The sequence below is a fragment of the Flagellimonas olearia genome, assembly GCF_009184425.1.
GTDB classification, from domain to species: domain Bacteria; phylum Bacteroidota; class Bacteroidia; order Flavobacteriales; family Flavobacteriaceae; genus Flagellimonas; species Flagellimonas olearia.
The window spans coordinates 324,370-341,366 of sequence record NZ_WELG01000002.1 but is presented as its reverse complement, the minus strand read 5'-3'; the positions used below and the strand labels follow the sequence as shown (position 1 = coordinate 341,366).

Annotated in this window: 17 protein-coding genes; 12 read left to right on the top strand and 5 right to left on the bottom strand. The window is 43.3% G+C overall.

Features of this window, described 5'->3' with window-relative positions:
* Window positions 1-15 precede the first annotated feature (15 nt).
* On the bottom strand, window positions 16-1,332 hold the full coding sequence (ahcY, locus tag F8C76_RS10905; protein ID WP_152131750.1) for an adenosylhomocysteinase: 1,317 nt from the start codon (window positions 1,330-1,332) through the stop codon (window positions 16-18).
* Between the two features lie 73 nt (window positions 1,333-1,405).
* Here ahcY and F8C76_RS10900 point away from each other — a divergent pair, with 73 nt between their 5' ends.
* From F8C76_RS10900 to F8C76_RS10870, 7 genes are all read left to right on the top strand, one after another.
* Window positions 1,406-2,047 (top strand): 4'-phosphopantetheinyl transferase family protein, encoded by a 642-nt coding sequence (locus F8C76_RS10900; protein WP_152131749.1) that lies wholly within the window; start codon window positions 1,406-1,408, stop codon window positions 2,045-2,047.
* Window positions 2,048-2,092: 45 nt separating this feature from the next.
* Window positions 2,093-2,353, top strand: a complete 261-nt coding sequence (locus F8C76_RS10895) for a YkoF family thiamine-binding protein (protein WP_152131748.1) — start codon at window positions 2,093-2,095, stop codon at window positions 2,351-2,353.
* The gene (gene pnuC / locus F8C76_RS10890) at window positions 2,337-2,972 is read left to right on the top strand and encodes a nicotinamide riboside transporter PnuC (RefSeq protein WP_129653626.1); all 636 of its coding nucleotides are present in this window, start codon (window positions 2,337-2,339) and stop codon (window positions 2,970-2,972) included. Before F8C76_RS10895 ends, pnuC begins: the two co-directional genes overlap by 17 nt.
* The gene (locus F8C76_RS10885; RefSeq protein WP_129653625.1) at window positions 2,933-3,502 is read left to right on the top strand and encodes an AAA family ATPase; all 570 of its coding nucleotides are present in this window, start codon (window positions 2,933-2,935) and stop codon (window positions 3,500-3,502) included. The genes pnuC and F8C76_RS10885 overlap by 40 nt, the downstream gene beginning before the upstream one ends.
* On the top strand, window positions 3,495-5,033 hold the full coding sequence (locus tag F8C76_RS10880) for a DUF4301 family protein (protein ID WP_152131747.1): 1,539 nt from the start codon (window positions 3,495-3,497) through the stop codon (window positions 5,031-5,033). Before F8C76_RS10885 ends, F8C76_RS10880 begins: the two co-directional genes overlap by 8 nt.
* 678 nt (window positions 5,034-5,711) lie before the next feature.
* Entirely contained in the window at window positions 5,712-6,014 is a 303-nt protein-coding gene (locus F8C76_RS10875; RefSeq protein ID WP_129653623.1) for a hypothetical protein, read from the top strand.
* A 132-nt stretch (window positions 6,015-6,146) separates the two neighbouring features.
* Entirely contained in the window at window positions 6,147-7,487 is a 1,341-nt protein-coding gene (locus F8C76_RS10870) for a sigma-54-dependent transcriptional regulator (protein ID WP_152131746.1), read from the top strand.
* Here F8C76_RS10870 and F8C76_RS10865 read toward each other — a convergent pair.
* A complete protein-coding gene (locus F8C76_RS10865) occupies window positions 7,462-9,930 on the bottom strand; it encodes a hybrid sensor histidine kinase/response regulator (protein ID WP_152131745.1) in 2,469 nt (822 codons plus the stop codon). The genes F8C76_RS10870 and F8C76_RS10865 overlap by 26 nt on opposite strands.
* Window positions 9,931-10,219: 289 nt before the next feature.
* Here F8C76_RS10865 and F8C76_RS10860 point away from each other — a divergent pair, with 289 nt between their 5' ends.
* Window positions 10,220-12,391 carry a TonB-dependent receptor gene (locus F8C76_RS10860; RefSeq protein ID WP_152131744.1) on the top strand — a complete coding sequence of 724 codons (2,172 nt, stop codon included), beginning with the start codon at window positions 10,220-10,222 and terminating at the stop codon, window positions 12,389-12,391.
* Window positions 12,392-12,430: 39 nt separating this feature from the next.
* On the top strand, window positions 12,431-13,432 hold the full coding sequence (locus F8C76_RS10855; RefSeq protein ID WP_152131743.1) for a Gfo/Idh/MocA family protein: 1,002 nt from the start codon (window positions 12,431-12,433) through the stop codon (window positions 13,430-13,432).
* On the opposite strand, the gene F8C76_RS10850 is transcribed toward F8C76_RS10855, so the two are convergent.
* Window positions 13,429-13,872 (bottom strand): Rieske (2Fe-2S) protein, encoded by a 444-nt coding sequence (locus F8C76_RS10850; protein WP_152131742.1) that lies wholly within the window; start codon window positions 13,870-13,872, stop codon window positions 13,429-13,431. The genes F8C76_RS10855 and F8C76_RS10850 overlap by 4 nt on opposite strands.
* Window positions 13,873-14,057: 185 nt before the next feature.
* Between F8C76_RS10850 and greA the strand changes: the two genes are divergently transcribed.
* Complete coding sequence (greA, locus tag F8C76_RS10845; protein ID WP_129653617.1) at window positions 14,058-14,534, top strand: transcription elongation factor GreA; 477 nt, start codon at window positions 14,058-14,060, stop codon at window positions 14,532-14,534.
* Window positions 14,535-14,599: 65 nt separating this feature from the next.
* Window positions 14,600-15,001 (top strand): HIT family protein, encoded by a 402-nt coding sequence (locus tag F8C76_RS10840; RefSeq protein ID WP_129653616.1) that lies wholly within the window; start codon window positions 14,600-14,602, stop codon window positions 14,999-15,001.
* Here the strand turns inward: F8C76_RS10840 and F8C76_RS10835 are convergent.
* Both F8C76_RS10835 and F8C76_RS10830 read right to left on the bottom strand, forming a co-directional pair.
* Complete coding sequence (locus tag F8C76_RS10835; protein WP_152131741.1) at window positions 14,984-15,334, bottom strand: hypothetical protein; 351 nt, start codon at window positions 15,332-15,334, stop codon at window positions 14,984-14,986. The two genes, F8C76_RS10840 and F8C76_RS10835, sit on opposite strands and share 18 nt — an antisense overlap.
* Before the next feature lie 3 nt (window positions 15,335-15,337).
* Window positions 15,338-16,489 (bottom strand): sensor histidine kinase, encoded by a 1,152-nt coding sequence (locus F8C76_RS10830; RefSeq protein WP_129653614.1) that lies wholly within the window; start codon window positions 16,487-16,489, stop codon window positions 15,338-15,340.
* A gap of 124 nt (window positions 16,490-16,613) precedes the next feature.
* Between F8C76_RS10830 and F8C76_RS10825 the strand changes: the two genes are divergently transcribed.
* Window positions 16,614-16,991 carry a DUF3127 domain-containing protein gene (locus F8C76_RS10825; protein WP_129653613.1) on the top strand — a complete coding sequence of 126 codons (378 nt, stop codon included), beginning with the start codon at window positions 16,614-16,616 and terminating at the stop codon, window positions 16,989-16,991.
* Window positions 16,992-16,997 lie beyond the last annotated feature (6 nt).

Sequence of the window (16,997 nt, the reverse complement as noted above, 5' to 3'; positions counted from 1 at the left end):
AGATTGTTCAGAAAATTAATACCTGTAATAATCGGGTTTAAAGGGGCCTTCCACCTTTACACCGATATATTCCGCTTGATCTTCCTTCAATTCGGTCAATTCGGCGCCCAAACGAGCCAAATGTAATTGGGCCACTTTCTCATCCAAATGCTTGGGAAGCATATATACTTCGTTTTCGTATTTATCACTATGGTTCCAAAGCTCAATCTGCGCCAAGGTTTGGTTGGTAAACGAGTTGCTCATCACAAAACTGGGGTGGCCCGTGGCACAGCCCAAGTTCACCAATCTGCCTTCGGCCAAGATGATAAGGTCTTTGCCGTCAATGGTATACTTGTCCACTTGGGGCTTGATCTCGTCCTTGGTGTTTCCATAAGCGCTATTTAACCAAGCCATATCGATCTCATTGTCAAAGTGGCCAATATTACAGACAATGGCCTTATCCTTTAGGGCACGGAAATGCTCTTCCCGGATGATGTCCTTATTGCCCGTAGTGGTAATTACAATATCTGCATTGGAAACAACGGTTTCCAGTTTTTTCACTTCATAACCATCCATACAGGCCTGAAGGGCGCAGATAGGATCGATCTCGGTTACGGTAACAATGGAGCCCGCACCACGGAAAGAGGCAGCAGTACCTTTTCCCACATCACCATATCCGGCCACAACAACACGCTTTCCGGCCAACATGGTATCCGTGGCCCTACGGATGGCATCCACGGCGCTCTCTCGACATCCATATTTGTTGTCGAATTTGGATTTGGTCACGGAGTCGTTCACGTTGATGGCAGGCATGGGCAAGGTGCCTTTCTTCATGCGCTCGTACAAACGGTGTACCCCAGTGGTGGTCTCTTCGGAAAGGCCTTTCACACCTGAAGCCAACTCAGGGTATTTGTCCAATACCATATTGGTAAGGTCACCACCATCGTCCAAGATCATGTTCAAGGGTTTTCTATCCTCACCAAAGAACAAGGTTTGCTCAATGCACCAGTCAAACTCCTCCTCATTCATTCCTTTCCAAGCGTAGACGGGGATTCCGGAAGCGGCAATGGCAGCAGCAGCATGGTCTTGGGTGGAAAAGATATTACAGGAGCTCCAGGTCACTTCGGCGCCAAGGGCCACCAAAGTCTCGATCAATACCGCTGTCTGAATGGTCATATGCAGACAACCGGCAATACGGGCTCCTTTCAAAGGCTGCTCTTTTCCGTATTCCTCGCGCAATGCCATCAGTCCTGGCATTTCGGCCTCGGCAAGCTCAATCTCTTTTCTTCCCCAGTTGGCTAGGGAAATATCTTTCACCTTATAGGGTACATGGGGAATTGTCTTTGTGCTCATACGTATATAAATTTACTTTCGTAGCTTAGCTTTTATAGTGCAGCAAAGATACAAAAACACCTAACTACTAGTCGTGCCCATTTACAAAACCATAACAGTTTCCCCAACCACTTCGGTATATATATGGAAAGTTACCGAGGCAGAAGAAGAATTGTCCAAAGGGATAGAGCTTACCCCACACTGCCAGAATAGAATGGATGGGATGAAATCCGAAGCTCACCGGAGGGCTTTTTTGAGTATCAGGCATTTAATGGCCAAAGCTGGGTATGTGGACAGCGACCTGTTCTATGATGATTTTGGAAAACCCCATTTGAAGGATGGCAACCATATTTCCATTACGCATTCGCACGATTTCACGGGAATTATTGTCAGTGAAACGGATGAAGTGGGTATAGACATTGAAATGCAGCGCGATAAAATCCTGAGAATTGCACACAAGTTCACTCCCATTGAAGAGTACAAGACCTTGGCCAATGTGGAGGCCATCATCAGAAAGCTCACCATTGTTTGGGGTGCCAAGGAATCACTCTATAAGATCTATGCGCAACAGGGGTTGAGTTTTTTACGGCATATCGATGTGATGGACTTTACCTTTCAAGATGCTCGCACCGTGGCCGAGATCCTGTACAAAGGCAAAAAATCCCATTATGATATTGAGTTTTTGGAGTTTGAGGGATTCACCTGCGTATATGCCCTTAAAATGATGGGGGGATGACAGGTACTTTTTACTAGATTTGTTTCGGAATACAAAAGTGCCCCCATGAAGATATCCGTTGAGCTTACCTTGACCCCCTTGCAAGATAATTTTGAACTCCCGATTATCAATTTCATTAAAAAGTTGAGGTCTTCAGGTCTTACGGTGCTGGAGAATCCTTTAAGCACACAAGTCTTTGGGGAGTATGATAGGGTTATGGGGTTGTTGACGGATGAAATTAAGGTGGCCTTTGAAAATATTGATCACGTGGTATTGGGGATGAAGATTGTAAAATCCGACAGGAGCGACTATGAGCCCCATTTTTGATTTTTTTATTGGTCCGTACGAAGACAGGGAACTTTCCTTGGTCATTCTTGAGGCTACTGCCTTTTTCTTTGGAATAGCCAGTGTGGTCTATGCCAAGATGGAAGACATTATGGTCTATCCAACAGGTTTGGTAGCCACGGCCATTACTACTTACATTTTTTTCGTAGATCGATTGCTGGGCGATATGATGATGAACTTCTACTTTTCCATCATGAGTATTTATGGATGGTGGAACTGGGCCCGAAGAAAGCAGGACAGGGAATTTATTGTAAAGATTTCCCGAACCAATACCAAGGAAAAATGGATAGGGGTTGCACTGTTCTCCATTACTTTGCTGGTCACTTTCGGAGTATACAAGGCTTTTGGGGCCGAAATAAAGACGACCAACTACGTGGATATCGTCACCTCGGGCATTTTCTTTACCGCTATGTGGTATATGGCCAACAAAAAATTGGAAAGCTGGACCCTTTGGATTCTGGGAGACTTAATAACCGTACCTTTGTACGCCTATAGGGGATGGGGCATGTTCTCATTGCAATACCTCATTTTCACCGTATTGGCCATTCAGGGATATGTAGCATGGAAGAAAGACTTGGGCAGGAGCCCTCAAACCTCATAAAAGTAGTTCTATTTGGGCCGGAATCTACAGGAAAGACCACCTTGGCCCAACAGCTGGCCCAACATTATCAAACCGAGTGGGTGCCGGAATACGCCCGGGAATATCTTCAAGATAAATGGGACCGGGAACAAACCACCTGCGAGCCTAAAGATCTTGTACCCATAGCGTATGGGCAGATGCGCTTGGAGAACCACTTGGCCAAAAAAGCGAACAAGATTCTCGTTTGTGATACGGATCTTTTGGAGACCAAGGTATATTCAGAAGCATATTATACAGGAAGTTGTGATCCCGTTTTGGAAAAATATGCCCTCCAAAACAAGTACGATCTATATCTACTGACCTATGTTGATACCCCTTGGGAAGCGGACGACCTTAGGGACAAACCTGACGAACGTGAGGAAATGTTCCAGTATTTCAAGCAAGCTTTGGAAAAATATGATCGAAATTTTGTTATTTTAAAGGGGGACAAAGCGTTCCGGCTTTCAACGGCCATACAAGAAATCGATAAACTTTTTAAGACGCATGATTGATTTAAGTTCAAAAGACTTGGAACAATTGGAAAACAAAGGGATTTCCAAAGAAAAAGTAGCAAATCAGATAGAAACTTTCAAAGAAGGGATACCCTTTGTGAATTTGGTCAAGGCTGCAGTGGTCTCCAACGGAATCCTGAGGTTCTCGGACAAGGAGCAAGAAGAACTTGTACAATATTTTGAAGAGAACCGAGGTCATTTGGATCTGTTGAAATTTGTTCCAGCCTCTGGGGCCGCTTCTCGCATGTTCAAGGCGATGTTCAACTTTTTGGATGCCTTTGACCCCAAAAAGGAGACCCTTTCCAAATATTTGGACCGAACAGGCGATTCCGATGCAAAAAAGTTTATCGACCAAATGCATAAGCTGCCCTTTTACGGTTTGATCATGGATCGTATTAAGGATAATGCGTCCAATAAGAGTGAAGAAGCCTACCTTTTTGTAAAGGAGATGTTGGGAGAGGATAGGTTGAACTATGGATTCTACCCCAAAGGGCTATTGCCTTTTCATTCGTACGATTCAGGTAGCGCAACTCCCTTTGAAGAGCATTTGAAAGAGGCTGCGTTATATGCCAAAACAGAAGGCAAGGCCCATCTGCATTTTACCGTTTCCCCGCAACATGACGAGATGTTCAAGGACGAAGAGTCCAAAGTAGGCCCTAAAATATCCGAAGCAACCGATACAGAGTTTTTAATTTCGTATTCCAATCAAAAACCATCCACGGATACCATAGCGGTGGATATGGAGAACAAACCTTTCAAAAACGGGGATGGTTCCATACTGTTCCGTCCCGGAGGACACGGAGCCCTCATTGAAAACCTGAATGAACAGGACACCGATATCATTTTTATCAAGAATATAGACAATGTGGTGGTCAACAAGAACTTGGAAAAAGTGGCCAACAGCAAAAAAATGTTGGCTGGAGTATTGAGAAAGGTACAGGCCAAGGCTTTTGATTATGCAAGACTTTTGGAAGAGGATAAGGTATCTCCGGAAAAATCGGATGAAATAAAATCCTTTTTGGAAAAGGAACTGAATGTTCGGATGCCCAAGGATTATGATGATTTGGATGTTAACGAGCAGCTATCCATTCTAAAGGACAAATTAAATCGCCCCATACGTATCTGTGGAATGGTAAAAAATGAAGGCGAGCCCGGAGGAGGTCCGTTTTGGGTGAAAGATGCCGAAGGGAATATTTCCCTTCAAATCATAGAATCGGCCCAGATTGATCTTTCCGATCAGGAACAGGAGGCCATACTCAAAAATTCAACCCACTTCAATCCGGTAGATTTGGTATGTGGGGTAAGGAATCACAAGGGAGAGAAATATGACCTTTTGGATTTTGTAGACCCAAAACAAGGGTTTATCACCGGAAAGACCCAAGAGGGCAAAGAATTAAAGGCATTGGAACTTCCAGGACTTTGGAATGGGGCCATGGCATTTTGGAATACTTTGTTTGTTGAAGTTCCCCTGATAACGTTTAATCCCGTAAAAACAGTGAATGATCTTTTAAAACCTACGCATCAAGCTTAGTGTAAAGGAAATACAATATCCAAAATCCGTTTCAGATCCTTGAAGCGGATTTTTTTTTGCCCTTTATGTGACCCCCCCAAAAAAACAGTGTCAAAAAGATATAATGGAAAACGGATACATTGTTAAAAGAATTAAATGTTACTAAAATCATAGTAAGATCCTTGCGGGAACCTAGATTTTAGGTTGGTTGATTTGGTTGGAAGGCCGTACACTATGTACGGCTTTCTTTTAAAACTCTTCAAGGCAATGTTTACTGTGGAAACGAGAAGGTTATGTTATTTGGAATAGTTCTGTTCTTCAATATAGTTTCACTGGCCATGGTCATATACCTTTTGGTGTCATATTTAAAAAGTAGAAAGAGAATAATGCATAAAAAAAATCAGGATGATGCTATATAAACACTATCCATTGTATTATCCGTTGTTGCCAACCTATTCATAATTTTCTTCCTTGGGATTATGATTTTGGCACTTTTGAAAGGCTGCTTCGGCGGCCTTTCTTTGTATAAAAAAGACACGTTTTTTACTTCAGGTAAACAGATTTACACAATGTCTTTTGACAGTTGTTATTTTTAAGTGACAGTTTCTCAGAGGATTGGGTAAATATGGCAGTAAAAGCGAATCTTGGCATTGGATTTTCATGGTATTAAGTGAGTTTAACATTATAAAATCATATACCATGAAAAATTTAGTTATCGCAACCGCACTATCATTTGTAGGACTTACAGCTATCGCCAATGAGAACACCCCAGAACTTAAAATGGATGAAGCAACGGTATTCGTTGTTCAGGACTTTGAGGAAATCAGTGTTTCCGATCTTCCTGAAGCCGTTACAGCAGCAGTGAAAAAAAACTACCCAACGGCCAAAGTGGACAAGGCCTATAAGAATGAGAAGGACCAATTTAAATTGGAACTGTCTTTGGAAGATGGGACCAAGGGAACCGTTTATGCCGATTCTGAAGGAAATTGGATAGAACTATAAATAGTTTATGAGACCGTGTTAGGTTAGTTGGTTTGATGAAAAGGGGTTGCTGTGGCAACCCTTTTTTTTGTGATAATTTTACCAAATTCCCATCATCTTCATGGCAACGGGCATCGTATATACTATTGAGATATGCCCAAAATCTTGATCATCGAGGACGATACTGCTTTTTGTCAAATGCTATCCAAGTTTTTGACCAAGCACGGCTATGCCGTTTCTTCAAGCTATACCGTAAAGGAGGCCCAAGAAAAGCTCAGCGCTTCCAATTTTGATGTGATTCTATCTGATGTTAGACTCCCAAAAGGTAACGGGCTGGCTCTCTTGTCCACTGTTAAGAAAACTTCGCCAAATACCCAAGTGATTCTGATGACGGGATATGCCGAGGTGAAAACAGCGGTAAATGCCATGAAAAAAGGGGCGTATGATTATATCTCCAAACCCTTTACGCCAGATGAAATTCTGTCGGTTATCACCAATGCGCTGAATACTCAAACTTCCGGCAATACACAAAAGTCAAATGAAAGTTCAATCAAAAAAAAGGATGCGCCGAATCAATTTTTGGTAGGTAAGAGTGAAAGCTCCCAAAAACTGCAACAGTATATCAATTTGGTTGCTCCTACCAATATGTCGGTTTTGCTGATCGGGGAAAGTGGAACGGGAAAGGAAGTGACCGCAAAATCAATCCATGATGCCAGTAAAAGAAGGGAGAAAAATTTTGTGGCCGTGGACTGTGGTGCCATTCCCAAGGAGATTGCTACCAGCGAGTTTTTTGGGCATGTAAAAGGAAGTTTTACCGGGGCCATTGAAGATAAAATGGGACATTTTGAGGCCGCCAACGAAGGGACCCTTTTTTTGGACGAGATCGGGAACCTATCCTACGAGCACCAGATACAATTGCTTAGGGCCATCCAAGAACGAAAGATAAAACGAGTGGGAAGCACCAAAGAAATCCATTTGGATTTAAGGATCATTGCCGCTACCAATGAAGATTTGACCCAAGCTGTAGAGGAAGGAAGCTTTAGGGAAGATCTTTACCATAGATTGAACGAATTTTCCATGACCATTCCTCCACTTCGGGAGCGGTTAGGGGATATCATGCTTTTTGCCGATTATTTTTTGGATAGAGCCAATGAGGAACTGGGGAAGAACGTTTCCCGTTTTTCAGCGGAGGCCCAAGAATATGTTGAAACCTACTCTTGGCCGGGAAATCTTAGGGAAATGAAGAACATGATAAAACGGGCAGTTCTTTTTACCGAAGGGGATTCCGTAATGTCAAGTGCTTTTCCCGATCATATGATCCACGGCACTGAAAAAAGAAGCACTTCAAAGTTTTCAAAATCCGAGTATGAAAAGGAACGGATTTTGAATGCCTTGAAACAAACCAACTTCAACAAGAGCAAGGCGGCCAAATTGTTGCAAATGACTAGAAAGACGCTTTACAATAAAATCAATCTGTACCAAATGGAAGTGTAGTTAAGTATTGGCAAATGGCCTTTTCAAGTTGGTCAATACTGGTTTTTAAATCCGAAAGTGTTTCAAACACTTTTTTTCCATGGGTTTCATCAGGCAGATGCTCCAACCTTTCTAGGATGTCAATGGCCTCCTGAGCCTCCAATTGCCGGAACATGGGCAACATTTTATGGGAAATGGATCGAATACGTGAAAAATCCACATCCCCAATGGCCGAAAAAAGCAATTCCAAATTCTTTTGGGTATTCTCCATAAAGACCTCCAACACCTCCCGTACGGCATTCGGACTGTCCAAAAAGGCTGAAATCTGGGCAATCCGGAACAAGGGAGAATGGGATTCCGGTATCGTATCCGTTCTGGACAAAGGAATTGGAGATTCTAGATTGATTTTGGATACAGCTCCAACTGCTTTTAGCAATACATGACTGGAAAAAGGTTTCTGTAGCACGTTGGTGAAACCCGCTTTGGTATAGATTTTCTTGTCCACTATTTTTTGCCCTGTCATGGCAATTATCGGTTGACCTGAGTAAAGATGGTCATCCCTTTCCTGTAGTTTCTGGAGCACGGCAAATCCATCGGTATCCGGCATTTGTATATCGGTAAGAAGAAGGTCATAGTTTGGATTTTCAGTTCGTGCAAGATCGTGATAACTTAAAAAGGTTTTAACATGGATATGGTTCCTCTGGCAGATTTCACGCAAGAGTTCCAACAGGGTTTCATCATCATCCAAAATATAAACCGTTAAACCTTCCTGATAAGTAAAGTTCTCTGCTGCCTGGGTCAATGGTTCCTTCAAAAACTCAAAGGGGAGCTGTAGGGTAAATGTGCTCCCTTCACTTTTTTTGCTGGCCAGGGTCAGGGTTCCACCCAACAGTTCGGTCAGTTTTTTGGAGATGGTGAGCCCCAAGCCATATCCGCCATAGTGTTTTTCGGTGGTATCTTCGGCTTGGGCAAATTCCTTGAAGATGATTTCCTGTTTCCGGGGCTCAATGCCGATGCCAGTATCCGTTACACGAATGGTTAAATAGGAATTGTCCTTGCTTTTCTTGGTGCCCGCTTCCACTTTCACATAACCTGAATGGGTAAACTTAAAGGCGTTTCCAACAAGGTTGGTCAAGATTTGACGTACACGAAATGCATCACCAATGATGGGATTTTTAAGTTCCTCGGCGATGTCCAAATGTAGCTCAACCCCTTTTTTGGACTGTGTTTCCTGAAAGTGGGATGTCGTTTCAACAATGAGGTCGAAAAGAACAAATGGAACCTTTTCAATATGTACCTTCCCTGCTTCCAATTTAGAGAAATCCAACAAGTCGTTCGCGAGGTTCTCCACATAGTTGGATGCGGATTTCATATTGCCGAGGTATTTTGATTGCTTCTTGTTGAGACCGCTTTGTTCCATGAGTTCTGTATAACCACTGATGGTATTCAAGGGGGTCCTTAAGTCATGACTTACGGTGGAAATCAATTGTTCCCTGCTTTTTAAGAGCGATTCCGAGTATTTTTTCTCCTCTTCCAATCGATCCCGGTATTGCTGCACCTTCCAAAAATCCTTGGAGATGAAAAAAGTGAACAAAATTATGCCCAAGAGGCCCAAAGCAATGGCTGCGGCCGCCAAGCGAATACTTCTTTGCAACACCCTCTTTTGTTTGAGGTTATCCAAATAGGTATTTTGGATGATTTCACGTTCAAACGAGGAAATTATACTTCGCATTTTTTGGGAAAGCTCCAGATCGGTCCTATAGATCTGAAGTTCTTTTTGGGATACCGAGCGTTCAGAAGCGGCGGTTTCCGTTTTGGCTTTCTGTAAAATCGATTTGGAAACCTCAAGGATGGAATCTATATTTTTGGCATCGGTGTTTCCATTGGGGTCTGGAATGTTTTTGTTGAGAATGGCCACATATTCCTTAATGGATTTTTGGGTTGCCGGGGACAACTGGTCAAAGTTGGGAGCAAAAGTCTCTGGGGTGATTCGACCCATATCCACCTCCATTTTGTGGAACGCCCGTAAGATGGAATCTATGGGTGCGGTGTTCTTGTTTTCAACCTTTAGTTTTCGGAGTTCGGCACTATTGTACATTTTTTGCTGAAGCAGTTTTTGTACGCTGTCCAATTTAGAAACTTGTTTGACGTTCCGTGCAGAAACCATAGGCTTTAAGGAATCTATCAGTGTATTTATGGAATCCACTTTTTGTGTATAGACCTTTAGGTTCTTGGTACTTTTGGTCTGTAGGGCAAGTTTGGACAGATTCTCGGCCTCATAAAGGCCAGTGAGCAATCTGTTGGTCTTTAAAAGCTTAAGGTTGTCCTCATTTTTGTCCTGGGATGCGGTATAGCTTTTAAATTCAGTATAGATAAAAAAGGCGGCCAATATCCCCAAAGCCCCCAAGGTCAAATAACTGAAGATGATTTTTAAAGTGAATCTGTTCTCGGATTTCCGGGCCATACATCATTCTTTGATATGATATATACGCATTCAGGTATACCACATAGTTGTTATCAAAAGTTAATTTCCAGGGTTTCTTATGAAAAATGAACGCGACATAGTACATTTGCGGCCATCTCAAAGGGGTGCTTTGCATGGCAAGGCTGAGATTATACCCAATGAACCTGGGCGGGTAATGCTGCCAAGGGATTGCGCAAGGCGCATCTTGGAATTTCATCGTTTCTATAGAGAAACAAAATCTAGTACTAACAAGAATAATGGCCCCTTTTATTCGTAACATTTTTTACGAATGAAAACTTTATTCACAACATTGGCCGTTTCCGGGCTGGCGCTGAGTATGAGCGCGCAACAGGAACCAACAGATTCTTTGGAAGGTAAAAAGGTGGTATTGGACGAGGTCCTGGTCCAAGCCGTACGGGTAACCAAAGAGTTTCCCATTACCTTTTCCAACTTGGACAAGGAGGAGCTGACCTCTAGAAACTTAGGGCAGGACGTGCCAATTTTAATGAACTTTTTGCCGGCCGTGGTCACCACTTCCGATGCAGGTGCAGGAGTGGGATACACCAGTTTCCGTGTGAGGGGGACCGACTCAAGAGGCGTAAATGTCACCATCAATGGTGTGCCCTACAACGATGCGGAATCCCATGGGACATTTTGGGTGAACATGCCCGATTTTGCTTCCTCGACCCAGAGCTTGCAGTTGCAGCGTGGGGTAGGTACCTCCACCAATGGTGCGGGGGCGTTTGGTGCAAGTTTAAATGTTTTGACCGATGCATTTTCTGAAGAGGGCTACGCGAAGGTTTCTTCTTCCGTGGGGAGTTTTAATACCCTGCGGAACAATGTAAAGTTCAGTACCGGTATGCTGAACAACCATTTTGAATTTTCAGGAAGGTTGTCGCGCATTACCTCTGATGGCTATGTGGACCGAGCCAGCTCTGAGCTGGATAGCTATTTTATGCAAGGAACATATCGTAGTGACAATACTTTGCTAAAGGCATTGCTTTTTGGAGGGCATGAAGTTACCTATCAAGCTTGGAACGGGATTACCGCTGAAGAATTGGAAGAAAATAGAACCTACAATTCCGCCGGAAGGTATACCGATGAGAATGGAAATGTGCAGTTTTATGATCGGGAAGAGGACAATTACAAGCAAAACCATGTGCAATTGCATTGGAACCAGACCCTAAGTCCGGAATGGAGTACCAATTTGGCTTTGCACTATACCCGTGGGAGAGGCTATTTTGAGCAATATAGGGAAGATGATGATTTTTCAGATTATGGTTTGGACCCCATTAGCTTGGGTGGAGAGACCATCAACACTACAGACCTGATTCGAAGAAGATGGTTGTCCAACCATTTTTACGGCACCGTTTTTTCGGCCACGTATAACAAGGAAAACCTGAAATTGATCTTGGGTGGAGGATACAATGAGTACAAGGGAGACCACTTTGGGGAAATCATCTGGGCACGTTATGCAAGTGGTAGTGAAATTAGGGACAAGTACTATGATGACAATTCCACCAAAACGGATTTCAATACCTATGCAAAGGCCAATTATCAGTTGGATGACCAATGGTCGGTTTTTGGGGATATGCAATACCGAAGAGTAGGCTATGAAGCCAATGGGGATGATACGGGGTTGGTGGATGATACCTTCAATTTTTTCAATCCAAAGGCAGGGATTACGTTCAATTTGAACCCCAACAACAATTTTTATCTGTCCTACGCCAGGGCCAATAGGGAACCCAATCGGAATGACTATGAAAACGGCAGTCCCAAACCCGAACAGTTGAACGATTATGAATTAGGGTGGCGTTTTGTCTCCCCTGACATCCAGTTAAATACCAATGTGTACTACATGCGCTATAAAGATCAGTTGGTGCTCACTGGGGAGCTCAATGATGTGGGAGCACCGCTACGGGCCAATGTGGGGGACAGCTACCGATTGGGGTTGGAAGTGGATGCCAACATCCGATTGGGGCGCAAATTTAGGATACAGCCCAATGTGGCCTTGAGTGATAATAGGAATGTTGATTTCTTCTTCCAACGCGATGGGGTACTTCAAAACTTGGGGAACACCAAAATTGCGTATTCACCACAAGTGATTGCAGGAAACATCCTTGCGTTTCAACCCAATGCAAATCTTCAGGTGTCGCTGCTTTCAAAGTTTGTGGGCAAGCAGTATATGGGGAACATCGATTCAGAAAATTCAACCTTGGATAGCTATACCCAAACCGATTTCAATGTGCAATACGTGATCGAGGCCAATTCGTTCGTGAAAAGCATTGTGCTTTCTGGATTGGTAAACAATATTTTTGATGCCGATATTGTTTCCAACGGGTATTTTTACACCTTTGATGATGATTATTCCAACCCGGGAACCGTCACCACCATTGAGGGAGCGGGATACTACCCTCAGGCGGGAATCAACTTTCTGGTAGGGGCCACCATCAATTTTTAATGACCATATAGTAAATGGGATTCTGTATTTTTATGCACCATGACAGAATCCCATTTTCATTTTTCTAAAGAAAAGCCCCTCCGATGGGGTATTATTGGTTGCGGTAGTGTGGCCGAAAAGAAAAGCGTTCCAGCATACCAACTTATCCCAGAGTTTAAAGTACATATGGTAATGCGCCGTGATGCCGAGAAAGTCCAAGATTATGCCCAAAGGCACCAAATAGCGCATTGGACCACCCATGCGGAAGAGGTAATCCAGAACCCGGAAATCGATGCCATTTACATCGCCACACCTCCGGACACCCATAAACTGTATGCTCTTCAAGTAGCGAAAGCAGGAAAACCCTGTTGTATTGAAAAGCCCATGGCACCCAATTATCAGGACAGTTTGGCCATTTATGAGGCATTCAGAACCATGAACATTCCACTTTTCATTGCGTATTACCGTCTTTCCTTGCCTAGATTCCTTAAAGTGAAGCAATGGTTGGATGAGGGGTTGATAGGAACGGTAAGGCACGTAAATTGGCAAAAATCCGCACCGCCCAATGAGGTCGATTTAAATGGAGGGTATAATTGGAGAACCGATAAAAAAGTGGCTCCCGGTGGCTATTTTGATGATTTGGCCAGTCACGGTCTGGATTTGTTCAACTTTCTTTTTGGGGAGATTAAAAAAGCAAACGGAGTGGCCTTGAACCAACAAGGATTGTATACGGGTTATGATGCTGTTGCGGGGAGTTGGTTACACGAAAATGGAGTGACAGGAGCTGGCTTTTGGAATTTTGGTACCCATCATCGGATGGATAAGGTAGAAATCTTTGGTTCGGAAGGAAGCATACACTTTGCGGTCCTGGACGAAGCTCCTATTGAACTGGAAAATGCCTCGGGACATGAAATTTTGGAAATCCCACATCCGGAGCATGTACAACAATACCATGCGGAAAACATCAAAAACCATTTATTGGGAAAGGGTGAACATCCCTCAACAGGAAAAACAGGTTTGCAAACCAGTTGGGTAATGGATGCTATCTTAAGTAACCTTTAATTGGAAATGACAACAGTGTTTCCGCTTTGCGTGGCCCTGTAAAAAAGCAGATCATAATACCGCCCCCCATCATCGGGTCTGTCCAATTGCTGTCCCGTAAATAAATTATAGGTATACCCCTCGCAATCACAGACCACGTTCTGTCCATCAATAGCCATAGTGGAACAGCTATTGGGGGCATGGTTGGGGCAACTGGCCTCCCACGCCACGAATTGGGCACCGCTCAATCCGGCACGCATTACAAAAACACCTCGGGTGCCCACTCCATCATTGTCTACAAGAACAGGATTGCCAATGTTACTGAGCCTATTATAGTATGGTAAATTTAGGTTTAGATCAAACCTGAAATTCACTTCTTGAAGGTATGGATTTCGATTGGTACTGTCTGAACTACAGGATATTATGAAAATAAGAAAGGCATAACCCAAAAAGCGCCTCATAGTATGGAATTCAAAATGTTAGCGCAACAAAGTTGAGCAAAATTTACCTATATTTGCGTTAAATCCTCGCAAAAAACCATGCAGGGGCATGGAATTCGTTGGGGATTTTTGTATTTGTAGAGCAGAGACCATTGGGGAAATTTTTTTATTTTCTTCGATGTTCGTATGCATTAAAACGTGACGATATGAGTAAAGTATCTTATTATACAGCCGAGGGATTAAAAAAATTGAGGGATGAACTCAACCAATTGAAAGACGTTGAACGTCCCAAAGCTTCCCAAGCCATTGCCGAGGCAAGGGACAAGGGAGATTTGTCCGAAAATGCGGAATATGATGCTGCCAAGGAGGCTCAAGGTCTTTTGGAAATGAAGATTTCCAAGATGGAGGAAACTCTGGCCAACGCAAGGTTGATAGACGAATCGCAACTGGATACCTCAAAGATTTTGGTGCTTTCCACGGTAAAACTGAAAAACCAGGCCAATGGCATGGAAATGAAATATACCTTGGTGGCCGAAAGTGAAGCAGACCTTAAGTCGGGCAAAATATCGGTGACCTCTCCCATTGGAAAAGGATTGCTGGGAAAATCCGTTGGTGATGTGGCTGAGATCAAAGTGCCCAACGGAACGTTAAAGTTGGAGGTTTTGGAAATCACCAGACAATAAAAGACACTAAAATCCCTATATTTAATCCCATCCTTCGATGGGATTTTTTTTAAACCAAAATCAACATGGCCAGTATTTTCACCAAGATCATCAATGGGGAAATTCCCTGTTATAAAATTGCAGAGGACGCGGATAACTTTGCTTTTTTGGACATCAACCCCAATGCAAAGGGGCATACCTTATGTGTGCCCAAAAAGGAGGTGGATAAGCTACTGGACTTGGATGAGGAAGCCTATATGAAACTTATGGCCTTTTCCAGAAAAGTAGGCAAGGCTCTTGAAGCCGTTGTTCCCTGTAAGCGAGTGGGTATGTCCGTGATAGGCTTGGAGGTGCCCCATGTGCATGTGCATCTGATTCCTCTTCAAAGCATGAAAAATGCCACATTTCAGCACAAGGAAAGCCTTAGTGCCGAAGAGTTTGAAGCCTTGGCAGAGAAAATCGGTGATGCCTTAGATAAGTCCTTCTAGATATAAATATATCGTTGCCGCCACTACGCCAATGGCTGCTATCACAACTACAAAGAACAAAGTGGTAAAGCGGATGGATGACCTTTCGGGGGTCACCAATTTATTGTAGTAATCAAAAACGCGCTCAATGTCCGGCGTCCAACTTACCGGATAAATGATGGATTGGCATTTTTTGCATTTTATTTCGTGGGTCACTTCGTTGGTAGTGACGTGGAAAAATGTGCCAAAGGTGTGTTTTTGGTAGAAAGTGAGCATCAACTCTTGATTAAAACACTCCGGGCAGTTGTTTGTGATTTCGGCTTCCTTTAGTATGATCTTTTTTTCCTTTGACATGACTCACGATGCATTGGTTCTTAGGGAAATTTGCATGATTGTTCCTTCCTTACTGGACGAAAATACTTTAATTTTTCCTTTATGGTACTCCTCAACGATTCTTTTCACCAAGGAAAGCCCCAATCCCCAGCCTCTTTTTTTGGTGGTTACCCCAGGATTGAAAATGTTCTGAAAATCACTTTTGGGGATGCCTAGTCCTGTATCCGAGACCAGAATATGCACGTTTTGCCCCTTTTTTTCAATCTGGATGCCAATGTTTCCCTTGCCCTTCATGGCATCGATGCCATTTTTCACCAAATTTTCAATACTCCAGTTGTATAAAGGGGGATTCAGCGGCACAATGAGTTCATCAATATTGGTACTGAACGAAAAATGCACCAGTTTGGAGCTACGCTGTTTTAGATAGTCGTATGCTTTTTTGGTTTCCGCAACAATATCATGGTTGCCCAATTCAGGGATGGACCCAATTTTGGAAAACCGTTCCGTAATGGTATGCAACCGATCAATATCCTTGGCAATTTCCTTGGTGATATCCGGGTTTATGTCCTCTGATTTCAACAGTTCGTTCCAACCCAAAAGGGACGTGAGTGGTGTGCCTATCTGGTGTGCCGTTTCCTTGGCCATCCCGGCCCAGAGCTTGTTCTGTTCCGAGGCTTTATTGGTCCTAAAGAAAAAGAAGATCACGGCACCAAACAGGAAAATGATCAACAACAGGGCCAGGGGATAATATTTGAGTTTGTTCAGGACTTCGGAATTCCCGTAGTAGAGCGTCTCCAAAAGCTCCCCATCCTGAATGATTTGGATGGGCTCATTTTCACTTTCAAACTGTCTGATTTTTTTTTGGATATACACACTGTCCATGACCCTTTCCTTTGGAATGTTGTGTGTTTTGAACGAGCCCTCCTCATTGACCAATATCATGGGGGTAGAGGTGTTGTTGCCCATGACCTTAAGGGTCAGGTTACCCAGTTCCTGATCTACGGAAGATTGGATGAGTTCCAACTGGGCCGTGGCCCATATCTCCATTTTCAATCGCTCTTCCTCCTTGAACTTTTTAAAGAAACTATTGGTGTTCCAAAGGATAAGGCTCACAATCACGAATGCCGATATCAGCAAAGTAATGTTGGAAGCTTTCCGTTTGGGATTGAAGTTCATTTTTAGGCTGAATTGTGATTAAAGATAGCGGAAATGAAAAAATATGTTGATAGTTAGTTGAAATAACGGGTTTCTTATGGGTTTCATTTTATGTACATTTGAATTTCATTGAAAATTAACATACATGGAAGTTCAGGGAAGAATCAAAATGATCGAAGAGACCAAGACTTTTGGGAACAATGGGTTCCGAAAAAGGGAAATGGTCATTACCACGGAAGAACAATATCCCCAACATATTTTGGTGGAGTTTATACAGGATAAGTGCGATTTGCTGAACAACTATTCCGTAGGACAGCCGGTGAAAGTGAGTATTAACCTTCGCGGTCGTGAATGGACAAACCCTCAAGGGGAAACCAAATACTTTAACTCCATACAAGGATGGAGGATAGAAAACCTACAGTCTGAGGCCCAAGGGGACAATATGCCCCCGGTTCCACCCATGGAAGCCTTTGAACCTGCTGATGACCTCAATGAGGAGGACCACGACGACCTTCCATTCTAATCCAAT